Here is a 23,322-nt window from a genome sequence, read left to right as displayed (position 1 = left end):
GCGTTGATTTTTGGCACGCTGTTGAGTTCTCAAGGAACGGACGCTTCCTTTGTACTCACCCTCTCGGGCTTTCCTCCGGGCGCTTCCCTTCGGTCTTGCGTTTCCGACTCTATCAGACCGTTTCCGGTACCGATTTCCTCGGTGCTTTCCAGGTTTCCGCTTTCGCGTTTCCCTTTCCGGCGGTTCCGACTTTATCAGAGATTCTGAGTCGGAATTTCCGGCCCCTGCGGGGTGGTCCAACGCTCAGTGGCGTCGGGTTCCCCCTCGGGCGGAGCCGTAAACGTACTGGAGCGGGCGGCCCCGATGCAAATCGGGGCCGCCCGCTCCGGGTTGGACGTGGCCGAGGTCAGACCTCGACGACGACCGGGAGGATCATCGGGCGCCGGCGGTAGTTGTCCGACACCCACTTGCCCAGCGTGCGGCGGATGAGCTGCTGCAGCTGGTGGGGCTCGACGACGCCGTCCTGGGCCGAACGCTCCAGGACTTCCGTGATCTTCGGGACGACGGCCGAGAAGGCGCTGTCGTCGATGCCCGAGCCGCGGGCCTGGATGTGCGGACCTGCGGTGATCTTGCCCGTGCTGGAGTCGATCACCATGAAGACCGAGATGATGCCCTCGTCGCCGAGGATGCGCCGGTCCTTGAGCGCGGTCTCGCCCACGTCGCCGACCGAGAGGCCGTCGACGTACACGTATCCCGCCTGGACCTTGCCGGCGATCCTGGCCTTGCCGCCGACGAGGTCGACGACGACGCCGTCCTCGGCGATGACGATGCGGTCGTGCGGGACTCCGGTCAGGGCGCCGAGCTCGGCGTTGGCGCGCAGGTGGCGCCATTCGCCGTGGACCGGCATCAGGTTCCGCGGCTTGCAGATGTTGTAGAAGTACAGCAGCTCGCCCGCGGAGGCGTGGCCCGAGACGTGCACCTTGGCGTTGCCCTTGTGGACCACGTTGGCGCCCCAGCGGGTCAGGCCGTTGATGACGCGGTAGACCGCGTTCTCGTTGCCCGGGATCAGCGACGACGCCAGGATCACCGTGTCGCCCTGGACGATGCGGATCTGGTGGTCGCGGTTGGCCATGCGGGACAGCGCGGCCATCGGTTCGCCCTGCGAGCCCGTGCAGACGAGCACGATCTCGTGGTCCGGGAGGTCGTCGAGCGTCTTGACGTCCACCACCAGGCCCGGCGGGACCTTCAGATAGCCCAGGTCGCGGGCGATGCCCATGTTGCGGACCATCGACCGGCCGACGAAGGCGACCCGGCGGCCGTACTCGTGGGCCGCGTCCAGGATCTGCTGGATGCGGTGGACGTGACTGGCGAAGCTCGCCACGATGATCCGCTTGCCGGCGCCGGCGAAGACCTGCCGCAGGACGTTCGAGATGTCGCGCTCGGGCGGGACGAAGCCCGGGACCTCGGCGTTCGTCGAGTCCGAGAGGAGAAGGTCGATGCCTTCCTCGCTCAGCCGCGCGAACGCGTGCAGGTCGGTGAGGCGACCGTCCAGCGGGAGCTGGTCCATCTTGAAGTCGCCGGTGTGGACGACCATGCCCGCCGGGGTGCGGATGGCCACCGCGAGGGCGTCCGGGATGGAGTGGTTGACCGCCACGAACTCGCAGTCGAAGGGGCCGATGCGCTCACGGTGCCCCTCGGCGACCTCGAGCGTGTACGGACGGATGCGGTGCTCCTGGAGCTTCGCCTCGATGAGGGCGAGGGTCAGCTTGGAGCCGATCAGCGGGATGTCCGGCTTCTCGCGCAGGAGGAAGGGGACACCGCCGATGTGGTCCTCGTGGCCGTGCGTGAGGACGATGCCCTCGATGTCGTCGAGGCGGTCCCTGATGGACGTGAAGTCCGGCAGGATCAGATCGATTCCGGGCTGCTCCTCCTCGGGGAAGAGCACTCCGCAGTCGACGATCAGCAGGCGGCCGTCGTACTCGAACACGGTCATGTTCCGGCCGATTTCGCCGAGACCACCGAGCGGGGTGACCCGCAGGCCGCCCTGGGCAAGCTTCGGCGGCGGCGCGAGTTCAGGATGCGGATGACTCAAAAGACTCTCCTCACCACGCGCGCCACGTACCCGGCAAGGCACGTGGCGCGCGTGACGTTCGTGCAGTAGCAGTTGTCTGGGTGGAACGCAGGCCGGTGACCTGCGGTCGTACGTATTCAGTTGTGAAGTCTGTGGTCAGAGCTGTACCCCGCCGGCGGCAAGATCGATCTTGAGCTGGTTCGTCTCCTCGGGGGACAGCTCGACCATGGGGGCGCGCAGCGGTCCGGAGGGCAGGTCCTGGAGGGCGAGCGCGGCCTTGGTCGTCATGACGCCCTGGGTGCGGAACATGCCGGTGAAGACGGGGAGCAGCTTCTGGTGGATCTCGGTCGCCTTCTGGACGTCGCCCGAGAGGTACGCGTCGAGCAGTTCGCGCAGCTCCGGCGTGACGACGTGGCCGACGACGGAGACGAAGCCGACGGCGCCCACGGAGAGCAGCGGCAGGTTCAGCATGTCGTCGCCCGAGTACCAGGCGAGGCCGGAGCGCGCGATGGCCCAGCTGGCGCGGCCGAGGTCGCCCTTGGCGTCCTTGTTGGCGACGATCCGGGGGTGCTCGGCGAGGCGGACGATCGTCTCGGTGTTGATCGGGACGCCGCTGCGGCCGGGGATGTCGTAGAGCATCACGGGCAGCTCGGTCGCGTCGGCGATCGCCGTGAAGTTCCGGTACAAACCCTCCTGCGGGGGCTTGTTGTAGTACGGCGTGACGGTCAGGAGGCCACTCGCACCGGCCTTCTCGGCGTCGCGGGCGAGCTCGATGCTGTGGCTGGTGTCGTTGGTGCCGACGCCCGCGACCACGTGCGCCCGGTCGCCGACCGCTTCGGCCACGGCGCGTACGAGCCGGGCTTTCTCCGCGTTGCTCGTGGTCGGGGACTCGCCGGTGGTGCCGTTGATGACCAGGCCGTCGTTGCCTGCGTCCACCAGGTGGGCGGCGAGCCGCTGCGCGCCGTCGAGGTCGAGTGCGCCGTCCGCCGTGAAGGGCGTGACCATGGCGGTGAGGACCCTCCCGAAGGGGGTCTGCGGAGTGGAGGTCGGAGCCATGGGTGACACGCTACTCGCTGCTCAACGCGGGGTCTGCCCTCGGGGCAGGCGACAAGTCCGGACAAATGCGGAGCCCGGCACTGCCTGCTCGGGGGTTCAAGCAGTGCCGGGTCCGTTTGATCAGGCTAGATGAACTTCCAGAAATGCCGCAATCGGGACACTTCGTCCGGCTGATGCGTACATCTGTGCCGGATGCGTGCGGGAGCGCGTTACGGCGCGACGCGTCCGTTGGCGTTGAAGGCCGCGTACGTGAGCGGCATGAGCTTCGCCCACTCCGCCTCCATCCGCTCGCCGACCATCTCGATCTCCCGCTGCGGGAAGGACGGGACCTTGGCGAGTTCGTGCTGGGTGCGCAGGCCGAGGAAGTGCATCAGCGAGCGTGCGTTGCACGTGGCGTACATCGACGAGTAGAGGCCCACCGGGAGGACGGCGCGGGCCACCTCACGGGCCACACCGGCGGCGAGCATCTTCCGGTACGCCCGGTAGGACTCGGCGTACGACTCCCGCATGGCGTCCGCCGCGATCTCGCGCTGCTCCTGCGTGCCGTCCACGAAGACGTACTTCCCGGGGCGGCCCTCCTGGACCAGCTTGCGGGACGCGTCCGGGACGTAGAAGACCGGCTGGAGCTCCCGGTAGCGGCCCGATTCCTCGTTGTACGACCAGCCCACGCGGTGCCGCATGAACTCGCGGAACACGAAGATCGGGGCGCTGATGAAGAACGTCATCGAGTTGTGCTCGAAGGGACTGCCGTGCCGGTCCCGCATGAGGTAGTTGATCAGTCCCTTCGAGCGCTCCGGGTCCTTGGTCAGCTCGTCGAGGGACTGCTCCCCGACGGTCGAGACACGGGCGGCGAACAACACGTCCGAGTCGGCGGCACTGGACTTCACCAGCTCGACGGCGACGTCGTTCCTGATGTCGATCTTGAAATCGTCGGCGGGGGTGTCGGTCACGATTCGAAGGGTCCTTCCATCACAGCTCTGAACGCCGCCACTCTACGGCCCGGCCGGCCCGGGGATTTCCGTGCCCCGCCAAGGAGGAAATCGGTGAAAGCGGGCACCTTTCGGGAGGTTCGTACGTCTGTAGGGGTGACACAGGTCCCTTCGAGTCCGCAGAGGAGAAGCACCGCCCATGTTCCGTCGGCGCGAGCCCGTCCCGTTCGCCTTCGTCGCCGAAGCCGACGAGTTCCGCAGCAATGTCACTCCCCCGCCCCGTGAGCGCGCCTCCGCCGGGCAGCTGGCCGGCCGCTGGCTCATCGGCCTCACCGTGGTCGCGGGTCTCGTCGGATCCCTGCTCATCGGGATGCCCGCGCTCTCGGCGGACCAGTCGGCCCCGACGACGCAGCACTCCGAGGCCTCCGACGGGCGCTGACCCGCCCGGTTCCGCACGGCACCGCACGGCATCCGGGGAACCCCCTTGGCCCCCCAAGGGTGGTGAGCGGGGATCCGGCTCGATAGCCTCACCGGGCATAGCCCCTGAGTGGATCGAGTGAGGACCAGTCGTGCCCCTGCCCTTCCTGACGGCGGACCGCGCTTTTGACGAGGCGGCGGACGATCGCGCACTGCCGTTCGACGACCGCGACCAGTGGCGGCGTCCGTACCGGCCCGGGCCCTGGCGGGTGGGTGCGGCCGCGCTCGTCCTGCTGCTCGCCTCGTACGTGCTCTTCGCCGCCGTGATCATCGCGCTCACCGGGACGATGGCGGCCGCCGCCGTGTGTCTGGGCGGGGCGCTGCTGGTCATACTGTGCGCGCTGCGGCTGCTGCGGGTGGGTGTCTGGGTCAGCGCGAGCGGCCTGCGCCGGGTGAGCTTCCTCCGCACGAGCACCGCCCCCTGGGAGCAGGTCGCCGCGGTGCGGACGGTGCAGCAGCCGGTGCGCTGGCTCGGGCTGCCGCGCACGGTGCAGGGGCAGGCCCTGGTCCTCGTCCGCAGGGACCGTGCGCCGGACGCCCTGGTGCCGCTGCTCACCACGCACGGCGCGGACTTCCTGGCGCGCATGGAGGCCTTCGACCGGGCGGCGGACGCCGTCGAGGTGTGGGCCGACGAGTACCGCACGAGCTGAGCGACCGCACGACGAAGGGGCCGGCCCGCACCGCGGGCCGGCCCCTTCGTCGTGCTCCCGGGCTGACGGCCCGGCCCCCTACACGGTCGGTCGGACGCGGACCGGGCGGCCCTCGTGCAGGGCGATCGCGCGCTGCATCGCCTTGCGGGCACGCGGGGTGTCACGGGCGTCGTGGTAGGCGACGGCTAGGCGGAACCAGCTGCGCCAGTCGTCCGGGGTGTCCTCGGTCTCGGCCTTGCGCCGGGCGAAGACCTCGTCGGCCGAGTCGCGGTCGATGCGGCCGCCCGGCGTGCGCTTCAGCTCGTCCACGGGCAGGCCGCCCTCGGCGTCCAGCTCGGCGGCGAGCCGGTTCGCCCTGCGGACGAACTGGGTGTTCTTCCACAGGAACCAGACGCCGATGACCGGCAGGATCAGCACGGAGACGCCGAAGGTGACCGTGAGGACCGTACCGGTCTGGATCAGGAGGACCCCGCGCCAGCCGACCAGCACGAAGTAGGCGACCAGGACGGCCGCCGTGATGGCGTAGGTGATCTTCGCGCGCATGTCTCAGCTATCTGTCGAAGGTCTTCGGCGGCCGCTCAGCCGAGGTCCAGGAAGTGCTCCAGGCCGAAGGTGAGGCCCGGGCTGCTCACGACACGGCGCACGCCGAGCAGGATGCCAGGCATGAAGCTGCTGTGATGCAGCGAGTCGTGGCGGATGGTCAGGGTCTCGCCCTCCGCGCCCAGCAGGACCTCCTGGTGGGCCAGCAGACCGCGCAGGCGGACCGCGTGCACCGGAACCCCGTCGACGTTCGCGCCGCGGGCGCCGTCCAGGGCGGTCGTCGTGGCGTCCGGCTGCGCGGCGCTGCCGGCCCGCTCACGGGCCGCGGCGATGAGCTGCGCCGTGCGCGTGGCGGTGCCGCTGGGGGCGTCCACCTTGTTCGGGTGGTGCAGCTCGACGACCTCGACGGACTCGAAGTACGGTGCGGCGGCCTCGGCGAACTTCATGGTAAGTACGGCACCGATGGAGAAGTTGGGTGCGATGAGCACGCCCGTCTCCGGCGAGCCGTCCAGCCAGGTCCGAAGCCGCGCGAGCCGTTCCCCGGTCCAGCCCGTCGTGCCGACCACGGCGTGGATGCCGTTGCGCACGCAGAAGTCGAGGTTGTCCATCACCGAGTCCGGTGTGGTCAGCTCCACCGCGACCTGCGCGCCCGACGCGGTCAGCGTCTCCAGCGTGTCGCCCCGGCCCAGCGCGGCCACCAGCTCCATGTCCTCGGCGGCCTCGACGGCTCGCACCGCCTCGGCCCCGATGCGGCCCTTGGCACCGAGGACCGCCACGCGCAGCTTGCTCATGCTTGGTTCCTTACCTGAGACGGGGGTTACGCGACCGCGTCGTGCAGCCGGGACGCCTGCTTGTCCCTGAGCGGGCCGATGACCGACAACGAGGGCCGCTGTCCGAGGATCTCGTGGGCGACCGAACGGACCTCGTCCGGGGTGACCGCCGCTATCCGGGCCAGCATGTCGTCGACGGACATCTGGTCGCCCCAGCACAGCTCGCTCTTGCCGATGCGGTTCATCAGCGCGCCGGTGTCCTCAAGACCGAGGACCGTGGACCCCTGGAGCTGGCCGACGGCCCGGCCGATCTCGTCGTCCGAGAGACCGTGCTCGGCGACGTGGTCGAGCTCGTCGCGGCAGATCTTGAGGACGTCGTGCACCTGGCTCGGGCGGCAGCCCGCGTACACGCCGAAGAGGCCGCAGTCGGCGAAGCCCGTGGTGTACGAGTACACGCTGTAGGCCAGGCCGCGCTTCTCGCGGATCTCCTGGAAGAGTCGGGAGGACATGCCTCCGCCCAGGGCGGTGTTCAGGACGCCCAGCGCCCAGCGGCGGTCGTCGGTACGGGCAAGGCCCGGCATGCCGAGGACGACATGGGCCTGCTCGGTCTTGCGGCCGAGCAGGCCGACGCGGCCCGCGGTGCGGATGGTGCGCCGGCCGTCGCGCGGGGCGACCGGGGTGGCCTCGGGGCCCTTGAGGGCGCCGGCCTTCTCGAAGGCGGCACGGACCTGGCGTACCACCTTGTTGTGGTCGACGTTGCCCGCGCAGGCCACGACGAGGTGCGTCGGGTCGTAGTGCTTGCGGTAGAAGCGGCGGATGCGGTCGGCGCTGAGGGCGTTGACCGTGTCGACCGTGCCGAGGACCGGGCGGCCGAGAGGGGTGTCGCCGAGCATCGTGTGCGCGAACAGGTCGTGCACGCAGTCGCCCGGGTCGTCCTCGGTCATGGCGATCTCTTCGAGGATCACGCCGCGCTCGGCGTCGACGTCGGCCTGCTCGATCAGCGAGCCGGTGAGCATGTCGCACACGACGTCGATGGCGAGCGGCAGGTCCGTGTCGAGCACGCGTGCGTAGTAGCACGTGTACTCCTTCGCCGTGAACGCGTTCATCTCGCCGCCGACCGCGTCGATGGCGGAGGAGATGTCCAGGGCGGACCGGCGCCGCGTGCCCTTGAAGAGGAGGTGCTCCAGGTAGTGCGTGGCACCGTTCAGCGCGGGCGTCTCGTCGCGGGAGCCGACGTGCGCCCAGATGCCGAAGGTGGCGGAGCGTACGGAGGGCAGGGTCTCGGTGACGATGCGCAGGCCGCCGGGGAGCGTCGTCTTACGGACCGTGCCGATGCCGTTGCGGCCCTTGACGGGGGTTTGGGTACGGGCGACGGCCCGCGCCTCCGAGGAGGTGCGGGCCGTCGCCGTGGAGCTGCTCGACGTCACTTGTCGGTGTCGTCCTTCTGGTCGTCGCCCTCTTCGCCCTCGACCACGGGGATGAGGGAGAGCTTTCCGCGGGAGTCGATCTCGGCGATCTCGACCTGGACCTTCTGGCCCACGCCGACGACGTCCTCGACGTTCTCCACGCGCTTGCCACCGGCGAGCTTGCGGATCTGCGAGATGTGCAGCAGACCGTCCTTGCCCGGGAGCAGCGACACGAACGCACCGAAGGTGGTCGTCTTGACGACCGTGCCCAGGTAGCGCTCGCCGACCTCCGGCATGGTCGGGTTGGCGATGCCGTTGATCGTGGCGCGGGCGGCCTCGGCCTGCGAGCCCTGGGCGGCACCGATGTAGATGGTGCCGTCGTCCTCGATCGTGATGTCGGCGCCGGTGTCCTCCTGGATCTGGTTGATCATCTTGCCCTTCGGGCCGATGACCTCACCGATCTTGTCCACCGGGATCTTGACGGTGATGATCCGCGGGGCGTTCGGGGACATCTCGTCCGGCGTGTCGATCGCTTCCATCATCACGTCGAGGATGTGGAGGCGGGCGTCACGGGCCTGCTTGAGGGCCGCGGCCAGGACGGAGGCGGGGATGCCGTCCAGCTTCGTGTCGAGCTGGAGGGCGGTCACGAACTCCTTGGTGCCGGCGACCTTGAAGTCCATGTCGCCGAAGGCGTCCTCCGCACCGAGGATGTCGGTGAGGGCGACGTAGTGCGTCTCGCCGTTGATCTCCTGAGAGATCAGACCCATGGCGATACCGGCGACGGGGGCCTTCAGCGGCACACCGGCGTTCAGCAGCGACATGGTGGAGGCGCAGACGGAGCCCATGGACGTCGAACCGTTGGAGCCGAGGGCCTCGGACACCTGACGGATCGCGTAGGGGAACTCCTCGCGCGTCGGCAGGACCGGCACGATCGCGCGCTCGGCGAGGGCGCCGTGGCCGATCTCGCGGCGCTTCGGCGAACCGACGCGGCCCGTCTCGCCGACGGAGTACGGCGGGAAGTTGTAGTTGTGCATGTAGCGCTTGCGGGTCACCGGGGAGAGGGTGTCCAGCTGCTGCTCCATACGGAGCATGTTGAGGGTGGTGACGCCCAGGATCTGGGTCTCGCCACGCTCGAACAGCGCGGAGCCGTGCACCCGCGGGATGGCCTCGACCTCGGCGGCCAGCGTACGGATGTCGGTGACACCGCGGCCGTCGATGCGCTTCTTGTCCTTGATGACGCGCTCACGCACGAGGGACTTGGTCAGCGAGCGGTACGCGGCGGAGATCTCCTTCTCGCGGCCCTCGAACTGCGGGAGCAGCTTCTCGGCGGCGAGACCCTTGACGCGGTCCAGCTCGGCCTCGCGCTCCTGCTTGCCCGCGATGGTGAGGGCCTGCGAGAGCTCGCCCTTGACGGCGGCGGTGAGCGCCTCCAGGACGTCGTCCTGGTAGTCGAGGAAGACGGGGAACTCGCCGGTCGGCTTCGCGGCCTTGGCGGCGAGGTCGGCCTGGGCCTTGCAGAGAACCCGGATGAAGGGCTTCGCGGCGTCCAGACCGGCGGCGACGACCTCCTCGGTCGGCGCCTCGGCGCCACCCTGCACGAGCTGGATCGTCTTCTCGGTGGCCTCGGCCTCGACCATCATGATCGCGACGTCGCCGTCCTCGAGGGTGCGACCGGCGACGACCATGTCGAAGACGGCGTTCTCGAGTTCGGTGTGCGTCGGGAACGCGACCCACTGGCCGTTGATCAGCGCGACGCGGACGCCGCCGATCGGGCCGGAGAAGGGCAGACCGGCCAGCTGCGTGGACGCGGACGCGGCGTTGATCGCCACGACGTCGTACAGGTGGTCGGGGTTGAGTGCCATGATCGTCGCGACGACCTGGATCTCGTTGCGCAGGCCCTTCTTGAAGGACGGGCGCAGCGGACGGTCGATGAGGCGGCAGGTGAGGATGGCGTCCTCGGAGGGCCGGCCCTCACGGCGGAAGAAGCTGCCGGGGATCTTGCCGGCGGCGTACATCCGCTCCTCGACGTCCACCGTGAGGGGGAAGAAGTCGAGCTGGTCCTTGGGGTTCTTCGAGGCGGTGGTGGCCGACAGCACCATGGTGTCGTCGTCCAGGTACGCCACGGCGGAGCCGGCGGCCTGCCTGGCCAGGCGGCCCGTCTCGAAACGGATGGTGCGGGTGCCGAAGGAACCGTTGTCGATAACGGCCTCGGCGTAGTGGGTCTCGTTCTCCACTAGCAATTTCTCCGATACTTTTCGTCTTTCGTCCCTCCTGTCCGTGTGACAGGGGGACGGTGGCGGAGAAGCGCTCCGTCTGGTGCGGGCCGGTCTTCGATCGAAGCACCCGGGCTTGCTTCCCCGGGGGCCACTACCGAGGACCGGCGGCGGCGAGGCGCGCTTCTCCTCGTTCAGTGTGTGACCTCGGCCTGCCCGGTGCGGGCGGGCGCTGTCACGTGGTGTCGTACGTCCTGCGTCGTGCTACCACATTACAAAGAGGCGGCGTTGTTCCGCACGTACGGCAAAGGGAGCGGTTCCCTCCTGAGGTGGGAACCGCTCCCTTCACGGCGTGTTACTTGGCGCCCGCCGCACCGCGGCGGATGCCCAGGCGGTCGACCAGCGCACGGAAGCGCTGGATGTCCTTCTTGGCCAGGTACTGCAGCAGACGGCGGCGCTGACCGACCAGGATCAGCAGACCACGACGGGAGTGGTGGTCGTGCTTGTGCGTCTTCAGGTGCTCGGTCAGGTCCGAGATCCGGCGGGACAGCATGGCGACCTGGACCTCGGGGGAGCCGGTGTCGCCCTCCTTCTGACCGAATTCGCTGATGAGCTGCTTCTTCGTAGCGGCGTCGAGCGGCACGCGTACTCCTCGTAGTCTTTGTGGTGGCCACCGAGTGCCCCTGGTCCACATCTCAGGGGAGCTTCCGTAACTCGGGAGGCGGGGATCCGCTGGGCGCGACCTCCAGAACACATGGCTCCGGGGGTGCGTACACAAACGGCCGTTACACAGCGTACCAGCCTGGGAGGACGCGCTCGCCAGGGTCCTGGAAGGACCCCTGGCGCGGAGGGGGCGGCCACTAGGGTGAACGCTCGGATCGTTTCGTACGGGAAGGGGTCGCTTCGCCATGGCCGAGGCACAGGACAAGGACGTCAGGGCCCGCAAGGAGCGCGAGAGGGACGAGCTCTACGCCCTCGACATCTCGGGCGTCGAGTGGCACGGCGCGCCGGGTACGGAGGAGCACGAGGAGCGGGTCGAGATCGCGTATCTGCCGGCGGGTGCCGTGGCCATGCGGTCCTCGCTGGACCCGGACACGGTCCTGCGGTACACGGAGGCGGAGTGGACCGCGTTCGTGCTGGGGGCGCGGGACGGGGAGTTCGACCTGGATCCGGCCCCGGGCGGCACAGTGGACGCGGAGCCGGCGTCCTGACCCTTCCGTACGGACACTCGTTCCCTACGGACGCCCGTTCCGTACGGACGCCCGTTCCGTCACGGACGTGACGGAACGGGGGAAGGGGCGGCACGCGGGTCTCCCACCCGCGGCCCGCCCCTTCTCGTTGTCCGCTCACACGGTCGACCCCTCAGCTGGTCATGGCGCGGGCGGTCGCGTACACGTCGAAGACGGCGAGCGCCAGCGGTACCAGCGTCAGCAGGACGAAGCCCTCGGCGATCTCCAGGAAGCGGCCCCAGAACGGGGTGAGACCCCCGCGCGGGAGGATCAGACCGAGCGCGGTGACCAGGGCCGCCGCCGCCGCGATCACGGCGACGAGCCAGATCGTACGGAGGTCCAGGGCCGCGCGGTCCCCGGCGAGGGCGTCGCGCATCAGGGCGGACGGCGGGTTCAGCGCCAGGCCGAGGCCGAGCAGGACGAGGGCGGCGAGGCCCGCGGCGAGGATGGGCGCCACCTGGGCGGTGTAGCGGAAGAGGTGGGCGCGCATCAGCAGCGCGACGCCGGTCGCGAGGGCGAGCAGCCGGCCCCACACGTCGTCGGAGAAGCCGAGCACCGCGCAGGCCGCGACGGCCACCAGCGCGCAGCCGCCCACCAGGCCGACGAGCAGTTCGTGGCCGCGGCGGGCCTGCGCCTGGATGCGTTCGGCGTCGACCGGCTCGGGCGGCACGGGATCGGTGCCGTACGCGCTGCGCTGCGAGTTGTTCGGCGGGTCGAAGCCGATCGGCAGGCGGGCGAAGCGCATGGACAGGCCGGGCAGGAAGGCCAGCGCGCCCACGGAGACGGGCGCGCACAGCGCGGCCGTCTCCGTGGGCGTCCAGTGCGCGAGGAGCGCCACGAACACGGTGATCAGACCGATGGCGGAGGCGCACACGAACGCCACGAACGGGCCGTCGCCACGCGGGGAGCACAAGGTGAGGACCACCGAGGCCACCAGGACCGCGGCGCAGCCGAGGAGGAACTGGAGCTTGCCGATGCCCTGGCCGGCGGCGAGGGCCAGCAGTCCGGAGCCCGCCACCGCCGTGTTCGGCAGGGCGCCGAGCCCGAGCGCGATCGCGGACGCCCGGTCGTCGTAGACCCGAGCGCGCACCGCGGCAAAGACCACCAGGAGGACGCCGGCGACGGCCGCGAGGATGCCGGGCAGGCTGTGCATGTCGTGCAGCGGGTCGGCGGTCCAGGCGACGAAGGCGAGCAGCGCCGGCAGGACACCGCCGCCGACGAGGCCCGCGGCGCGCGTCAGGTCGCCGTTCCACAGGGTGCGCTCGCGGGTGACCGCGGAGGCCACGGCCTCGGACACGTCGTCGAAGACGGCGGGCGGCAGCGACTCGGAGAAGGGGCGCAGCGTGAGGAGTTCGCCGTCGAGAATGCGCTGGGCGGCGAAGGAGCGGGAGCTGTCGAGGACCGTGCCGTCGCGGCGTACCAGGTGGTAGCCGACCGGGGCGCCCTCCGCGGGGCTCTGCCGGGAGAGCCGCAGGATCTCCGGATAGATGTCCGCGACCGGGATGTCGTCTGGCAGCGCCACGTCGATCCGGCTGTCCGGCGCGACGATGGTGACCCGGCAGAAACCGAGACCCGCGCCCGCCCCGGAAGGGGCTGCGGGACCGGGACCGCCGGCTCCGGTGGTCGTCGCGGAGGCCGTCATGCTCACCTGCTGCTCCCCCTCAGTGATGGTTGTGGAACTGGGCTGTGAAGGTCCTGCGCCCGTTTCCGCGGGGTGCTCCGCCGATCGCCCGACGGGGCGCCGATCCTGGGCCCGTCCGGCCGACCAGCGGGGCCAACGCACCTCCACATGGCGCGAAATGCCCTGATTCTCCAGCCTGGTTCGTGTGTGCTCACGCGAACATCCGGCACCCTACCGCCCACCGGTCCCGCGTGAAGTCAGTAGGATCACGCGGCGGCCTGCGTCCGCCTGACACGGGGCGGCGGGCGGAAGACCCTGGGGCCGGCAAGGGAATTGGTGAGCAGTGAGCCACATCGTCGTGAAGCGCCCGCCGCGGGCGCTGCCGTCCGAAGTGCCCACGGACGAGGTCGTCCTGCAGCCTCCGCCCGAGCTGCCGCGAGGACATCAGGAGAGCGTCCTCATGCAGTTGCTGCCGACGCTCGGCATGGGCGGCTCGGTGGTGTTCTTCTTCACGAGCGGGCAGCCGTTCATGAAGATCATGGGCATGGTGATGATCGCCTCGACGGTGGCCATGTCCATCGCGATGGTGGTGCGCTTCCGGCGCGGTTCCCAGGGCCAGCTCGCCGACATGCGCCGCGACTATCTGAGCTACCTGTCGCAGACCCGGCGCGCCGCCGTAGGCACCGCGAAGACGCAGCGCGACGCCCAGTACTACCTGCACCCCTCGCCCGAGCAGCTGTGGGCGCTGGTCGCCGAGGGCAGCCGGCTGTGGGAGCGGCGCCCGGGCGACGAGGACTTCGCGCAGGTCCGCGTCGGTCTCGGCCCGCAGTCCCTCGCCACCCCCCTGCTCACCCCCGAGACCGGCCCCGTGGATCAGCTGGAGCCGTTGACCGCGGGCGCGATGCAGCGGTTCGTCGCCACCCACAGCACATTGGACGACCTGCCGATGGCGGTCTCGCTGCGCGCCTTCTACCACGTGAGCATCAGCGGTGAGCCGCAGTCCGTACGTGCCTCGGCACGCGCCCTGACCGGTTCGCTGGCCGCCCTGCACTCCCCCGAGGATCTGATCATCGTGGTCGCGGCCGGGCGGGATGCCCTGCCGCACTGGGAGTGGGCCAAGTGGCTGCCCCATGTGCAGGCGCCCGGCGCGGTGGACGGCGCGGGCAGCCGCCGTCTGATCGGCAGCGACACCCGCGAGCTCGAGGACCTGCTCGCCACCCGCCTGACCGGCCGCCCCCGCTTCCACCCGAACGCCGCCCCGCTCACCGATGAACCGCACATCGTTGTCGTACTCGACGGCCTGTCCCTGCTGCCCGACTCCGTCCTCGCCTCCGCCGAAGGCCTCCAAGGTGTCACGGTTCTCGAGGTCGCGCCCGGTGACCCGGCGGGCGCCCAGGGCGACTTGTCCATCGTCGTACAGCCGCAGGAGCTGCACCTGGAGTCCGGGCACGGCGTCGTCTACGAGGGGATCCCCGACATCCTCTCCTACGAGTCGGCCGAGGCGCTGGCACGGCAACTCGCCCCGCTGCGCTTGGCGTCGGGCGGCGACGACGACGAACCGCTGCTCGCCAACCTGGAGTTCACCGACCTGCTGAATCTCGGCGACGCCGCGTCGGTGGACACCAAGCGCACCTGGCGGCCGCGTTCGCTGGCCGAGCGGCTGCGGGTGCCGATCGGCGTCGGCGAGGACGGCCGTCCGGTGATGCTGGACCTCAAGGAGGCCGCCCAGGAGGGCATGGGCCCGCACGGCCTGTGCGTGGGTGCGACCGGTTCCGGCAAGTCGGAGCTGCTGCGCACCCTGGTGCTCGGCCTCGCGGTCACCCACTCCTCGGAGACCCTGAACTTCGTCCTCGCGGACTTCAAGGGCGGTGCCACCTTCGCCGGCATGGCGCAGATGCCGCACGTGGCGGCCGTCATCACCAACCTCGCGGACGACCTGACGCTGGTCGACCGCATGGGCGACTCCATCCGGGGCGAGCTCAACCGCCGCCAGGAGATGCTGCGCGACGCGGGCAACTACGCCAACATCCACGACTACGAGAAGGCGCGCGCGGCCGGCGCCCCCCTCCAGCCGATCCCCTCTCTCGTCCTGGTGATCGACGAGTTCAGCGAACTGCTCACCGCGAAGCCGGACTTCATCGAGATGTTCGTGCAGATCGGCCGTATCGGCCGTTCGCTGGGCGTGCACCTGCTGCTGGCGTCCCAGCGCCTGGAGGAGGGGCGGCTGCGCGGCCTGGAGACGTATCTGTCGTACCGCGTCGGTCTGCGCACGTTCTCCGCCGCCGAGTCGCGTGCGGCTCTCGGCGTGCCGGACGCCTACGAACTGCCGAACGTGCCCGGATCGGGTTTCCTGAAGTACGGCACGGACGAGATGGTCCGGTTCAAGGCGGCGTACGTCTCCGGGGTGTACCGCTCCGGTTCGGCGCGGGCCGCCGCGCTCGGCGGGGCGCTGCCGCTGGACCGGCGGCCGGTGGTGTTCACCGCGGCCGAGGTGCCCGTGCAGTACGTGACCGTGCCCCAGCAGCGTCCGGAGGCGTCCGACACGGACGACGCGCTGGCGGACACCGTCCTCGACGTGATCGTGCGCCGGCTGGAGGCGCAGGGGCCGGCGGCGCACCAGGTGTGGCTGCCGCCGCTGGACAGCCCGCCGTCGCTCGACGGGCTGCTGCCCGGTCTGACCGCGGTCGAGGGCCGGGGGCTCACCCAGCCCGGGTACGAGGGAGCGGGACGCCTCGTCGTCCCCGTCGGCCTCGTCGACAAGCCGTACGAGCAGCGCCGCGACCCGCTGTGGGTCGACTTCTCCGGCGCGGCCGGCCACATGCAGATCGTCGGCGGCCCGCAGTCCGGCAAGTCGACGCTGCTGCGCACGCTGATCGCGTCGTTCGCCCTGACCCACACCCCGGCCGAAGTGCAGTTCTACGGACTCGACTTCGGCGGTGGCGGGCTGTCGGCGATCGCCGGGCTGCCGCACGTCGGCGGTGTCGCGTCCCGGCTGGACCCCGAGCGGGTGCGCCGCACGGTCGCCGAGGTGTACGGCGTCATGACGCGCCGCGAGGAGTACTTCCGCTCGTCCGGCATCTCCTCCATCGCGGAGTTCCGGACCAAGCGCGGCCGCGGCGGGATCTCGCTGACCGAGCAGCCGTGGGGCGACGTCTTCCTCGTCATCGACGGCTGGGGGAACTTCCGCACCGACTACGAGGGTCTGGAGCAGGTCGTCCTGGACATGGCCGCGCGGGGCCTCGGCTACGGCATCCACGTGGTGCTGTCCGCGTCCCGGTCGATGGAGGTCAGGTCCAACCTGAAGGACCACCTGATGAACCGCCTGGAGCTGCGGCTCGGCGACACGATGGACTCGGAGCTGGACCGCAAGGTGGCGGCGAACGTCCCGACGGGGGTGCCGGGGCGCGGCCAGTCGCCGCAGAAGCTGCACTTCATGGCAGCCGTTCCGCGGATCGACGGGCTCACCTCGGACACGGACCTCGCCGACGCCACGGCGGCGCTGACGACGGAGGTCGCCCGTCACTGGCAGGGGCCGGGTGCGCCGGAAGTGCGTCTGCTGCCGCGCGAGTTCCCGGCGGAGCAGCTGCCTCCGGGCGACCGGTTCCCCCGGCGCGGGGTGGCCTTCGCCCTCGACGAGGACAATCTCGAACCCGTCTTCGTCGACTTCGAGCAGGACCCGTTCTTCCTGGTCTTCGGTGAGAGCGAGACGGGCAAGTCGAACCTGCTGCGGCTGCTCATCAGGCAGCTGACCGCGCGCTACTCCGGCGACGAGTGCAAGCTGTTCGTCGTCGACAACCGGCGGTCCCTGCTCGGCGTCACCCCGTCCTCGCATCTGGCGGAGTACATCCCGATGTCCAACGCCATGGACCACCACATGACCGCGCTCGCCGACCTGATGCAGCGCCGGACGCCCACGGCCGACGTGACCGCGCAGCAGCTGCGGGACCGGAGCTGGTGGCAGGGGCCGACGGTGTACGTGATCGTGGACGACTACGACCTGGTGTCCACGTCGAGCGGGAACCCGCTGGGCGGCCTGACGGAACTCCTCCCCTTCGCCCGGGACGTCGGCGTGCGCTTCATCGTCGCGCGGTCGACGGCGGGCGCGGGGCGCGCGGCGTACGAGCCGTTCATGCAGCGCATGAAGGAACTGGGCGCGCAGGGTGTCGTGATGGCCGGTGACCCGGGCGAGGGGGACATCCTCGGCGGGGTGCGTCCCCGGCCGATGCCGGTGGGCCGGGGGGTCTTCGTCTCCCGCCGACGCGGAAAGCCCCTGGTGCAGACGGGGTTGGTCGCGGGCGAGTACTGACGGGGCTCGGTGGGCTCGGGTGTCGGGTACTTCGGGTTGCGGAGAGAGGGTGGTCGGGTCCGTGGAGAGGGTGGTCGGGTCCGTGGAGGCTCTTGCGTCGGGCGTGCGGATCCGACCGGTTGGTCGTTGGCGGAACGGGCCCGTCCTTGACACGGGCTCGACGGGGACACGGGGAAGGGTTCGCGCATGGCGTGGGACGAGTGGGAACAGCTGAAGTCGCAGGCGGCCGAGCGTCAGTCGGCCCACATGCAGCTCAATCAGCTGGAGCCGGGCGGCGGTGGCGGCCATGTCACGGATCCCGGCCAGTACGGCGACCTCACCGTGCATCAGGGCGACCTGGCGAAGATCGGCGAGCATGCGTTCACGCTGTACAACGACCTGTGGAACAAGGGCCGCCGGGCCGTCCCGAGCAGTGACAAGGCCGCCGGTGACCTGACCAAGCAGGGTTTCGCCCTCGGTGGTGGGCTCCAGCACGTCTCCACCCGCTGGGACGAGCAGCTGTCGTCCCTGCGGGACGCGTGCGCCCACATCTCGAACCACATGCAGGTCACCAAGAAACTCCACACCGGCGACGACCACTACATCCGGCGCCAGATGAGCAGCATCGACGTTCTGGACCAGGGCTTCGACGAACGCGTCGGTGCTCCGGGCGACAGGAACCCCGCCTACGCCGACAAGGACGAGAAGAAGGACAAGAAGGGCGAGTGATGGACCTCGACGCGCTCCGCTTCGCCGACTTCAAGCTGCTCGAAGATGCGGTCACCGACTGGACCACGATGATCGGTGACCTCGACGAACTCAAGGCGTCCGCCGACAAGGGCCTCAGAGGCGCCGCCAACAAGGCCGACTGGACCGGCGAGAACGCCACCGTCTCCAAGGAGTTCGTCGGCAAGACAGCCGGCGAGTTCGAGGACGCCCACACCCAGGCGACCTCCATCAGAAACATCCTCCGGGACACCCTCGGCGAACTGAAGAACCACAAGGGCAAGCTCGAAGACGCCATCGCACGCGGCCTGAAGAAGAACCTGACGGTCACGGCCACCGCGGGTGGCGGGTTCACGGTGGCCACCCACGTCCATCCTGACCGTGGCAATACGCCCGAACACGACGCCAGCGATGTCACCGGGCTGCGCGATGAGATCCAGAAGATCCTCGACGACGCGACGGAGAGCGACACCTCCGCCAACAAGGTCCTGCAAGCGCTGGCCGACCAGAGCCGACTCGGCTTCTCCGACGCGAGCTACGCCAACCGGAACGCCGCCGCCGACGCCATAAAGAAAGCCGATGAGCTGGCCGAACTGGCGAAGAAGAAACCGGAAGATCTCAGCGTCGCGGATTTCGACCGGCTCAACGCCGGCCTGAAGAAGTACGCGAACGACGACCTGTTCGCCGAGGAGTTCACCACGAAGCTCGGCGCCGAGGGAACGCTCCAGTTCTGGACGAACCTCAGTGAACCAGGAATTAATCCCGAGGTGTATCGTGCACGCCGCGAACAGCTCGACAGTCTACAAAGGCACCTATCCCTCACTCTCGCCACGGCAAGCCACAGCGACACCGCGGCCATGACGGAATGGAAGAGCCAAGTGGTGGACCTCGGGGACAAGCCACTCTCCCGGAATGGCGGATTTCCCTTGGGCGTTCAGGTCATGAGCAACCTCATGCGGTGGGGCGACTATGACGACCAGTTCCTGAATGACTATGGCCGCAAGCTCGTCGAAACGGACAAAAAGTTCACCGGGGACGGGAAACATGGCGCATGGCAGCATCCGGGCGCTGCCCCCTTCCTCAACCGCACGAAGTCTGATGGCGGCTGGGACCCCATGACTGGTTTTTTGGAGGCACTTGGACATAACCCTGGCGCCTCAACGGAGTTCTTCGCCGCGCCTGATAGGGCGAGCGGCAAAATTGGCAGCCACTCCAAAGTGAACGACAATCTTGAATACTTGCTCGACCGCCATTGGTCCCCTGACCCCGCGCAGGACGGCGGAAACAGCAGGGCCGTAGCGGGACGAGACGCTCTGGGTCATGCCCTCGAATCCGCAACGACTGGCTACGCCTACGACGCGTCGACTGGCGAGGATCCGATGGTTTCCGGCGACGGAGACCGCCGTACCGCTGCGACTGCACGCGTCATGGAACAAGTTGCCTATCTGTTCAGCGACAAGGACGGCTCGCAGACACTGCACGAGCAGCCTGAACTGGCTGACAGTCTTGGCAAAATGGGGTCCGCCTACATCGACGACATCAACTATAGCCTGTCGGGAATCGGCGATCACGGCAGAAGTGCCGACGACTTCCCCGCCATGTATCCCGGTCGGGCTGACTTCGGAAACCAGGGCGCCATCAACTTTCTCAGCGTGCTGGGGCAGAACGAGACCTCTCATGGCATTGTGACAGCAGGCCAGCATCTGTACACACTAAGTCTGCTCGACTCCAATCCGCCCACCGACCAGTCGAACTATGAGCACGGCAAGGATGCCCTGTTCATGGAGGCGGAAGCGCGCGGAATCTTGGATCACTCGCGAGTGCAACAAGCCGAGTCCGACTTCAAACAAGGCTCGGAGGACGCGAACAAGTCGCTCGGCAGATCAGCTGAGTGGGGAAAGTACTTGGCGGGTGCCGCCGTCGGAACAGGAATCGCCTTCCTCCCCCTGCCCGGAGCTCAATACGCCGGCGTCGCGATCGCCCCCATCGCAGCCGACCTGACAGGGGAAGCGGTGAGCACCTTTATTGGTCAGGAGACCGACAAGGCGGTTGATGACGCCGAACAGGACCATATCGAGCAATCTCAATTGACGAGTCAGGAGTTCTACAACAAGGGCGCGGACACGCTGGGCAAGAGCTATGAAGCGTACTTTGAAGACTTCGCAAAGTACCGCGGAAGAGCCGATTCTGATGATGTTGCCCGACAGTTGAGAACCACGTACCTTTCGACGGGTTCAGATGAGGATGACGCGCGTGGCCTTCCCCCATACAAGGACTGATCGATGAAGCAATTCTACGGCTCTGTAGGCGAGCCCAGAAAAGCACTCGCGGTGCAACGTCGATGGCTTGCAGTGGGAATAACCTGCGCGTTGACTCTTTCCGGATGCTCAGAGGGAACCGGAAAAAATATTCGCGGACATCCAGCCGGCCAGATCTGCGACGGCACGCTCAGCAAATCAGCCGCCGACTCTCTGCGCAGGCTCGCAGGAGCCGACAAGTTCACTGAACTTACAGGAAAAACCGACGCGGGCGAGCCCAACAAGTTCAGCCTCAAGCGGGCCGCCACACATCTTCACGACGAAACGAACAAACGCAGCAGATGCACGATATACAAAGCCAGTGACGACAGCGGAATTCCGCTGATTCAACTGGATTTCAAGGCAGCACAGCAATACCCTCGACCCGAAAAGGCGGATCAGAGTCAAGCGCGCGATACGACTTGGTATGACATCGGAGTCTACGCAAACACAAAAGGAAAAAACTCGACTTCTCTCTACTTCCGCTGCAAATCGAGCAGAGGCGGGAGGCCAACCGAATATGTAAATGCTGGCATGTTCAGTACGGAGAGCAAGCTGAAAGGAAACTTCGTCAGCAGTGACCGCATGAACATCCTCAACTCTGTTGCTCGTCACATAGCCGCGCAGTTGAAGTGCGAAAATGAGGCCCGGTTGCCGGATGAAGTAGCCGAGATGAAGGACAAGAAGGGCGAGTGATGGACCTCGACGCGCTCCGCTTCGCCGACTTCAAGCTGCTCGAAGATGCGGTCACCGACTGGACCACGATGATCGGTGACCTCGACGAACTCAAGGCGTCCGCCGACAAGGGCCTCAGAGGCGCCGCCAACAAGGCCGACTGGACCGGCGAGAACGCCACCGTCTCCAAGGAGTTCGTCGGCAAGACAGCCGGCGAGTTCGAGGACGCCCACACCCAGGCGACCTCCATCAGAAACATCCTCCGGGACACCCTCGGCGAACTGAAGAACCACAAGGGCAAGCTCGAAGACGCCATCGCACGCGGCCTGAAGAAGAACCTGACGGTCACGGCCACCGCGGGTGGCGGGTTCACGGTGGCCACCCACGTCCATCCTGACCGTGGCAATACGCCCGAACACGACGCCAGCGATGTCACCGGGCTGCGCGATGAGATCCAGAAGATCCTCGACGACGCGACGGAGAGCGACACCTCCGCCAACAAGGTCCTGCAAGCGCTGGCCGACCAGAGCCGACTCGGCTTCTCCGACGCGAGCTACGCCAACCGGAACGCCGCCGCCGACGCCATAAAGAAAGCCGATGAGCTGGCCGAACTGGCGAAGAAGAAACCGGAGGACCTCAGCGTCGCCGATTTCGACCGGCTCAACGCCGGCCTGAAGAAGTACGCGAACGACGACCTGTTCGCCGAGGAGTTCACCACGAAGCTCGGGCCGAGGGGGACGCTCGACTTCTGGACCGGGCTCAACGACGTGCACAGCGCCTATGCGGTGGGCAGCAAGCGGGTGGACCAGTACGACGATCTGCAGAAAAGTCTGAGCCTCACTCTGGCCAACGCCACACAGAGCGACACGGGTGCCATGACCGAGTGGAAGAGCGGCATGCTCGACCTCGCCGACAAGCCTGTCGGCCGGGGCGGCGGTTTCCCCCTCGGTGCGCAGGTCATGTCCAACCTGATGCGGTGGGGCGACTACGACGACAGGTTCCTGGTCGACTACGGCGACAAGCTGGTCGCGACGGAGAAGAAGTTCCCGGGCAACGGCCGTCACGGGGCCTGGGTGCGCATGGACATGGGCGTGAGCTCGCTCATCAACCGCACCGGCACGGACTCCGGCTGGGACCCGATGACCGGCTATCTGAAAGCACTGTCGAACAGCCCCGACGCGGCGACCGAGTTCTTCAACGACGACTTCGTCACCAAGGACGAGGACCACGACTTCACCGAGAAGAAGGACGGCAAGGACGTCAAGAAGTCCCTGTCCAACTTCGACTACCTCTTCGAGGAGCGGGACTGGCCGCCGGACCACAACGACAAGGGTGACGACAGCATCGAGGGGCGCAACAATCTGGCGCTGGCTCTGGAGGCGGCGACCACGGGGCATCCTGCCGGTGAGCTGCCTACGGCGGACACGCCTCCACACGACCTGGAACAGGCCAAGCTCATGGAGAGCCTGGTGGCATCGATTGCAGACGATCCCGAGCGCCTGACTAAGTATGGGTACATGACCGACAGTGTCGGTCAGATCACGTCAGAATATCTGCCTGACATCAACAGAGGCATGAGTGACGTGCAACGAGACCCGCACTCGGACGACTGGCGAGACATCGAGAAGCTCTACCCAGTCGCCGGCTCGGAGGCCGAACTCCAGCATACGGACATCACCAAGCTCCTCTTCGCTGTCGGACAGAATGAAGAGGGATATGCCGCGGTCGAGGTCGGCCAGAAGGCGTACATGGCCAAGCTGATGGACTACCACTTGGATCCGGACCTGCCGACAGGCCAACGCGTATCCGAGGACGAGGAACTCGTAGTCCGGCAGATCGCGGGGAGGTCCGGCGAAGTCTCCGGCACCCTCGGGCTCGGCCGTCAGGAAGCCATCGGAGAGGAAGCCTCCGACAAGGACAAGGATTACGAGCAATCCGTGTCCCAGTACAAGAACCTCATCTCCGGTGGTGTTGGCACAGTCGTCGGAGTGGGCACGTCGTTCGTCGCGACCCCTTGGGTCGGAGCGGCAGTTGGTGGCGGCGCCGGCACCGTGACCAGCGTAATTCTGGAGTCTGTCTTCAAAGATGCGGAAGGGCATGCTCTGGATGACGTCCAGAAGACGATGGGTGAGCGTTGGCAGGACGGCCTGATGAGGAACGCAGAGGTCTCCGGGCAGGCTGCTCGTCTCGCAGCGGAGGAACACCGCTCGGTCGATGCCGGCGACGCTTCTACCTGGGCGCGGGAGGCAGGACGCCAAGGTTATGTCAATGCACGGGCCATTCTGGAAGGCCAGGCTCCGGGAAGTATCGCTTACTCCTGACCAAGTCGAGCATTGGAAGAGAAACGCGATGAGCCATCGTCGAGACGCTGCGGGACTTCCTCTTTTGGTTACCTCTGCCGCGTTCGCCGCTCTGTCCCTTACGGCCACTGGGTGCA

17 protein-coding genes are annotated in these 23,322 nt (G+C 68.1%); 8 read left to right on the top strand and 9 right to left on the bottom strand.

Going from position 1 to position 23,322, the window contains the following annotated elements; translation table 11 throughout:
- Positions 1–346: 346 nt before the first annotated feature.
- The 3 genes from AC0ZLC_RS32060 to thyX all read right to left on the bottom strand — a co-directional run bounded on the left by AC0ZLC_RS32060 (position 347) and on the right by thyX (position 4,017).
- A complete protein-coding gene (locus AC0ZLC_RS32060; protein WP_476755448.1) occupies positions 347–2,032 on the bottom strand; it encodes a ribonuclease J in 1,686 nt (561 codons plus the stop codon).
- A 135-nt stretch (positions 2,033–2,167) separates the two neighbouring features.
- Positions 2,168–3,067, bottom strand: coding sequence for a 4-hydroxy-tetrahydrodipicolinate synthase (dapA, locus tag AC0ZLC_RS32055; protein WP_476755447.1), 900 nt, complete (start codon positions 3,065–3,067; stop codon positions 2,168–2,170).
- 209 nt (positions 3,068–3,276) lie between these two features.
- On the bottom strand, positions 3,277–4,017 hold the full coding sequence (thyX, locus tag AC0ZLC_RS32050) for an FAD-dependent thymidylate synthase (RefSeq protein WP_476755446.1): 741 nt from the start codon (positions 4,015–4,017) through the stop codon (positions 3,277–3,279).
- A 178-nt stretch (positions 4,018–4,195) separates the two neighbouring features.
- On the opposite strand from thyX, the gene AC0ZLC_RS32045 reads away from it, so the two are divergent.
- Positions 4,196–4,435, top strand: a complete 240-nt coding sequence (locus tag AC0ZLC_RS32045; protein ID WP_476755445.1) for a hypothetical protein — start codon at positions 4,196–4,198, stop codon at positions 4,433–4,435.
- A 130-nt stretch (positions 4,436–4,565) separates the two neighbouring features.
- A complete protein-coding gene (locus tag AC0ZLC_RS32040) occupies positions 4,566–5,123 on the top strand; it encodes a PH domain-containing protein (RefSeq protein WP_476755444.1) in 558 nt (185 codons plus the stop codon).
- Positions 5,124–5,201: 78 nt separating this feature from the next.
- On the opposite strand, the gene AC0ZLC_RS32035 is transcribed toward AC0ZLC_RS32040, so the two are convergent.
- The 5 genes from AC0ZLC_RS32035 to rpsO all read right to left on the bottom strand — a co-directional run bounded on the left by AC0ZLC_RS32035 (position 5,202) and on the right by rpsO (position 10,695).
- Positions 5,202–5,666, bottom strand: a complete 465-nt coding sequence (locus AC0ZLC_RS32035) for a hypothetical protein (protein WP_476755443.1) — start codon at positions 5,664–5,666, stop codon at positions 5,202–5,204.
- 35 nt (positions 5,667–5,701) lie between these two features.
- Positions 5,702–6,454: a 4-hydroxy-tetrahydrodipicolinate reductase gene (gene dapB, locus AC0ZLC_RS32030; protein WP_476755442.1), complete on the bottom strand. Its 753-nt coding sequence runs from the start codon at positions 6,452–6,454 to the stop codon at positions 5,702–5,704.
- A gap of 26 nt (positions 6,455–6,480) precedes the next feature.
- Positions 6,481–7,860: a M16 family metallopeptidase gene (locus tag AC0ZLC_RS32025; RefSeq protein WP_476755441.1), complete on the bottom strand. Its 1,380-nt coding sequence runs from the start codon at positions 7,858–7,860 to the stop codon at positions 6,481–6,483.
- Positions 7,857–10,073: a polyribonucleotide nucleotidyltransferase gene (locus AC0ZLC_RS32020; RefSeq protein ID WP_476755440.1), complete on the bottom strand. Its 2,217-nt coding sequence runs from the start codon at positions 10,071–10,073 to the stop codon at positions 7,857–7,859. Before AC0ZLC_RS32020 ends, AC0ZLC_RS32025 begins: the two co-directional genes overlap by 4 nt.
- Before the next feature lie 334 nt (positions 10,074–10,407).
- A complete protein-coding gene (gene rpsO, locus AC0ZLC_RS32015; RefSeq protein ID WP_057579463.1) occupies positions 10,408–10,695 on the bottom strand; it encodes a 30S ribosomal protein S15 in 288 nt (95 codons plus the stop codon).
- A gap of 265 nt (positions 10,696–10,960) precedes the next feature.
- Between rpsO and AC0ZLC_RS32010 the strand changes: the two genes are divergently transcribed.
- Entirely contained in the window at positions 10,961–11,263 is a 303-nt protein-coding gene (locus tag AC0ZLC_RS32010) for a DUF397 domain-containing protein (RefSeq protein WP_476755439.1), read from the top strand.
- Between the two features lie 151 nt (positions 11,264–11,414).
- Here AC0ZLC_RS32010 and eccD read toward each other — a convergent pair whose 3' ends face one another.
- Positions 11,415–12,923, bottom strand: a complete 1,509-nt coding sequence (gene eccD, locus AC0ZLC_RS32005) for a type VII secretion integral membrane protein EccD (protein ID WP_476755449.1) — start codon at positions 12,921–12,923, stop codon at positions 11,415–11,417.
- 322 nt (positions 12,924–13,245) lie between these two features.
- Between eccD and eccCa the strand changes: the two genes are divergently transcribed.
- From eccCa to AC0ZLC_RS31980, 5 genes are all read left to right on the top strand, one after another.
- Positions 13,246–17,208: a type VII secretion protein EccCa gene (gene eccCa / locus AC0ZLC_RS32000; RefSeq protein WP_476755438.1), complete on the top strand. Its 3,963-nt coding sequence runs from the start codon at positions 13,246–13,248 to the stop codon at positions 17,206–17,208.
- Positions 17,209–17,394: 186 nt separating this feature from the next.
- Entirely contained in the window at positions 17,395–17,916 is a 522-nt protein-coding gene (locus AC0ZLC_RS31995; protein WP_476755437.1) for a hypothetical protein, read from the top strand.
- A complete protein-coding gene (locus tag AC0ZLC_RS31990; RefSeq protein ID WP_476755436.1) occupies positions 17,916–20,192 on the top strand; it encodes a hypothetical protein in 2,277 nt (758 codons plus the stop codon). Before AC0ZLC_RS31995 ends, AC0ZLC_RS31990 begins: the two co-directional genes overlap by 1 nt.
- 3 nt (positions 20,193–20,195) lie before the next feature.
- Positions 20,196–20,906, top strand: coding sequence for a hypothetical protein (locus tag AC0ZLC_RS31985; RefSeq protein ID WP_476755435.1), 711 nt, complete (start codon positions 20,196–20,198; stop codon positions 20,904–20,906).
- Complete coding sequence (locus AC0ZLC_RS31980) at positions 20,906–23,206, top strand: hypothetical protein (RefSeq protein WP_476755434.1); 2,301 nt, start codon at positions 20,906–20,908, stop codon at positions 23,204–23,206. The genes AC0ZLC_RS31985 and AC0ZLC_RS31980 overlap by 1 nt, the downstream gene beginning before the upstream one ends.
- Positions 23,207–23,322: the final 116 nt, after the last annotated feature.

This window comes from Streptomyces sp. GLSS-08, from assembly GCF_056387915.1.
Note: the sequence above shows the minus strand (reverse complement) of the source record. Positions and strands in the feature narration are given on the sequence as shown.

Excerpts from the sequence above, each read along its gene's own strand:
- AC0ZLC_RS32045 (WP_476755445.1), top strand. The coding sequence starts at position 4,196 with ATGTTCCGTCGGCGCGAGCCCGTCCCGTTCGCCTTCGTCGCCGAAGCC.
- AC0ZLC_RS32010 (WP_476755439.1), top strand. The coding sequence starts at position 10,961 with ATGGCCGAGGCACAGGACAAGGACGTCAGGGCCCGCAAGGAGCGCGAG.
- AC0ZLC_RS31980 (WP_476755434.1), top strand. The coding sequence starts at position 20,906 with ATGGACCTCGACGCGCTCCGCTTCGCCGACTTCAAGCTGCTCGAAGAT.
- AC0ZLC_RS31990 (WP_476755436.1), top strand. The coding sequence starts at position 17,916 with ATGGACCTCGACGCGCTCCGCTTCGCCGACTTCAAGCTGCTCGAAGAT.
- eccD (WP_476755449.1), bottom strand. The coding sequence starts at position 12,923 with ATGACGGCCTCCGCGACGACCACCGGAGCCGGCGGTCCCGGTCCCGCA.
- dapA (WP_476755447.1), bottom strand. The coding sequence starts at position 3,067 with ATGGCTCCGACCTCCACTCCGCAGACCCCCTTCGGGAGGGTCCTCACC.
- AC0ZLC_RS32035 (WP_476755443.1), bottom strand. The coding sequence starts at position 5,666 with ATGCGCGCGAAGATCACCTACGCCATCACGGCGGCCGTCCTGGTCGCC.
- AC0ZLC_RS31995 (WP_476755437.1), top strand. The coding sequence starts at position 17,395 with ATGGCGTGGGACGAGTGGGAACAGCTGAAGTCGCAGGCGGCCGAGCGT.
- dapB (WP_476755442.1), bottom strand. The coding sequence starts at position 6,454 with ATGAGCAAGCTGCGCGTGGCGGTCCTCGGTGCCAAGGGCCGCATCGGG.
- AC0ZLC_RS31985 (WP_476755435.1), top strand. The coding sequence starts at position 20,196 with ATGAAGCAATTCTACGGCTCTGTAGGCGAGCCCAGAAAAGCACTCGCG.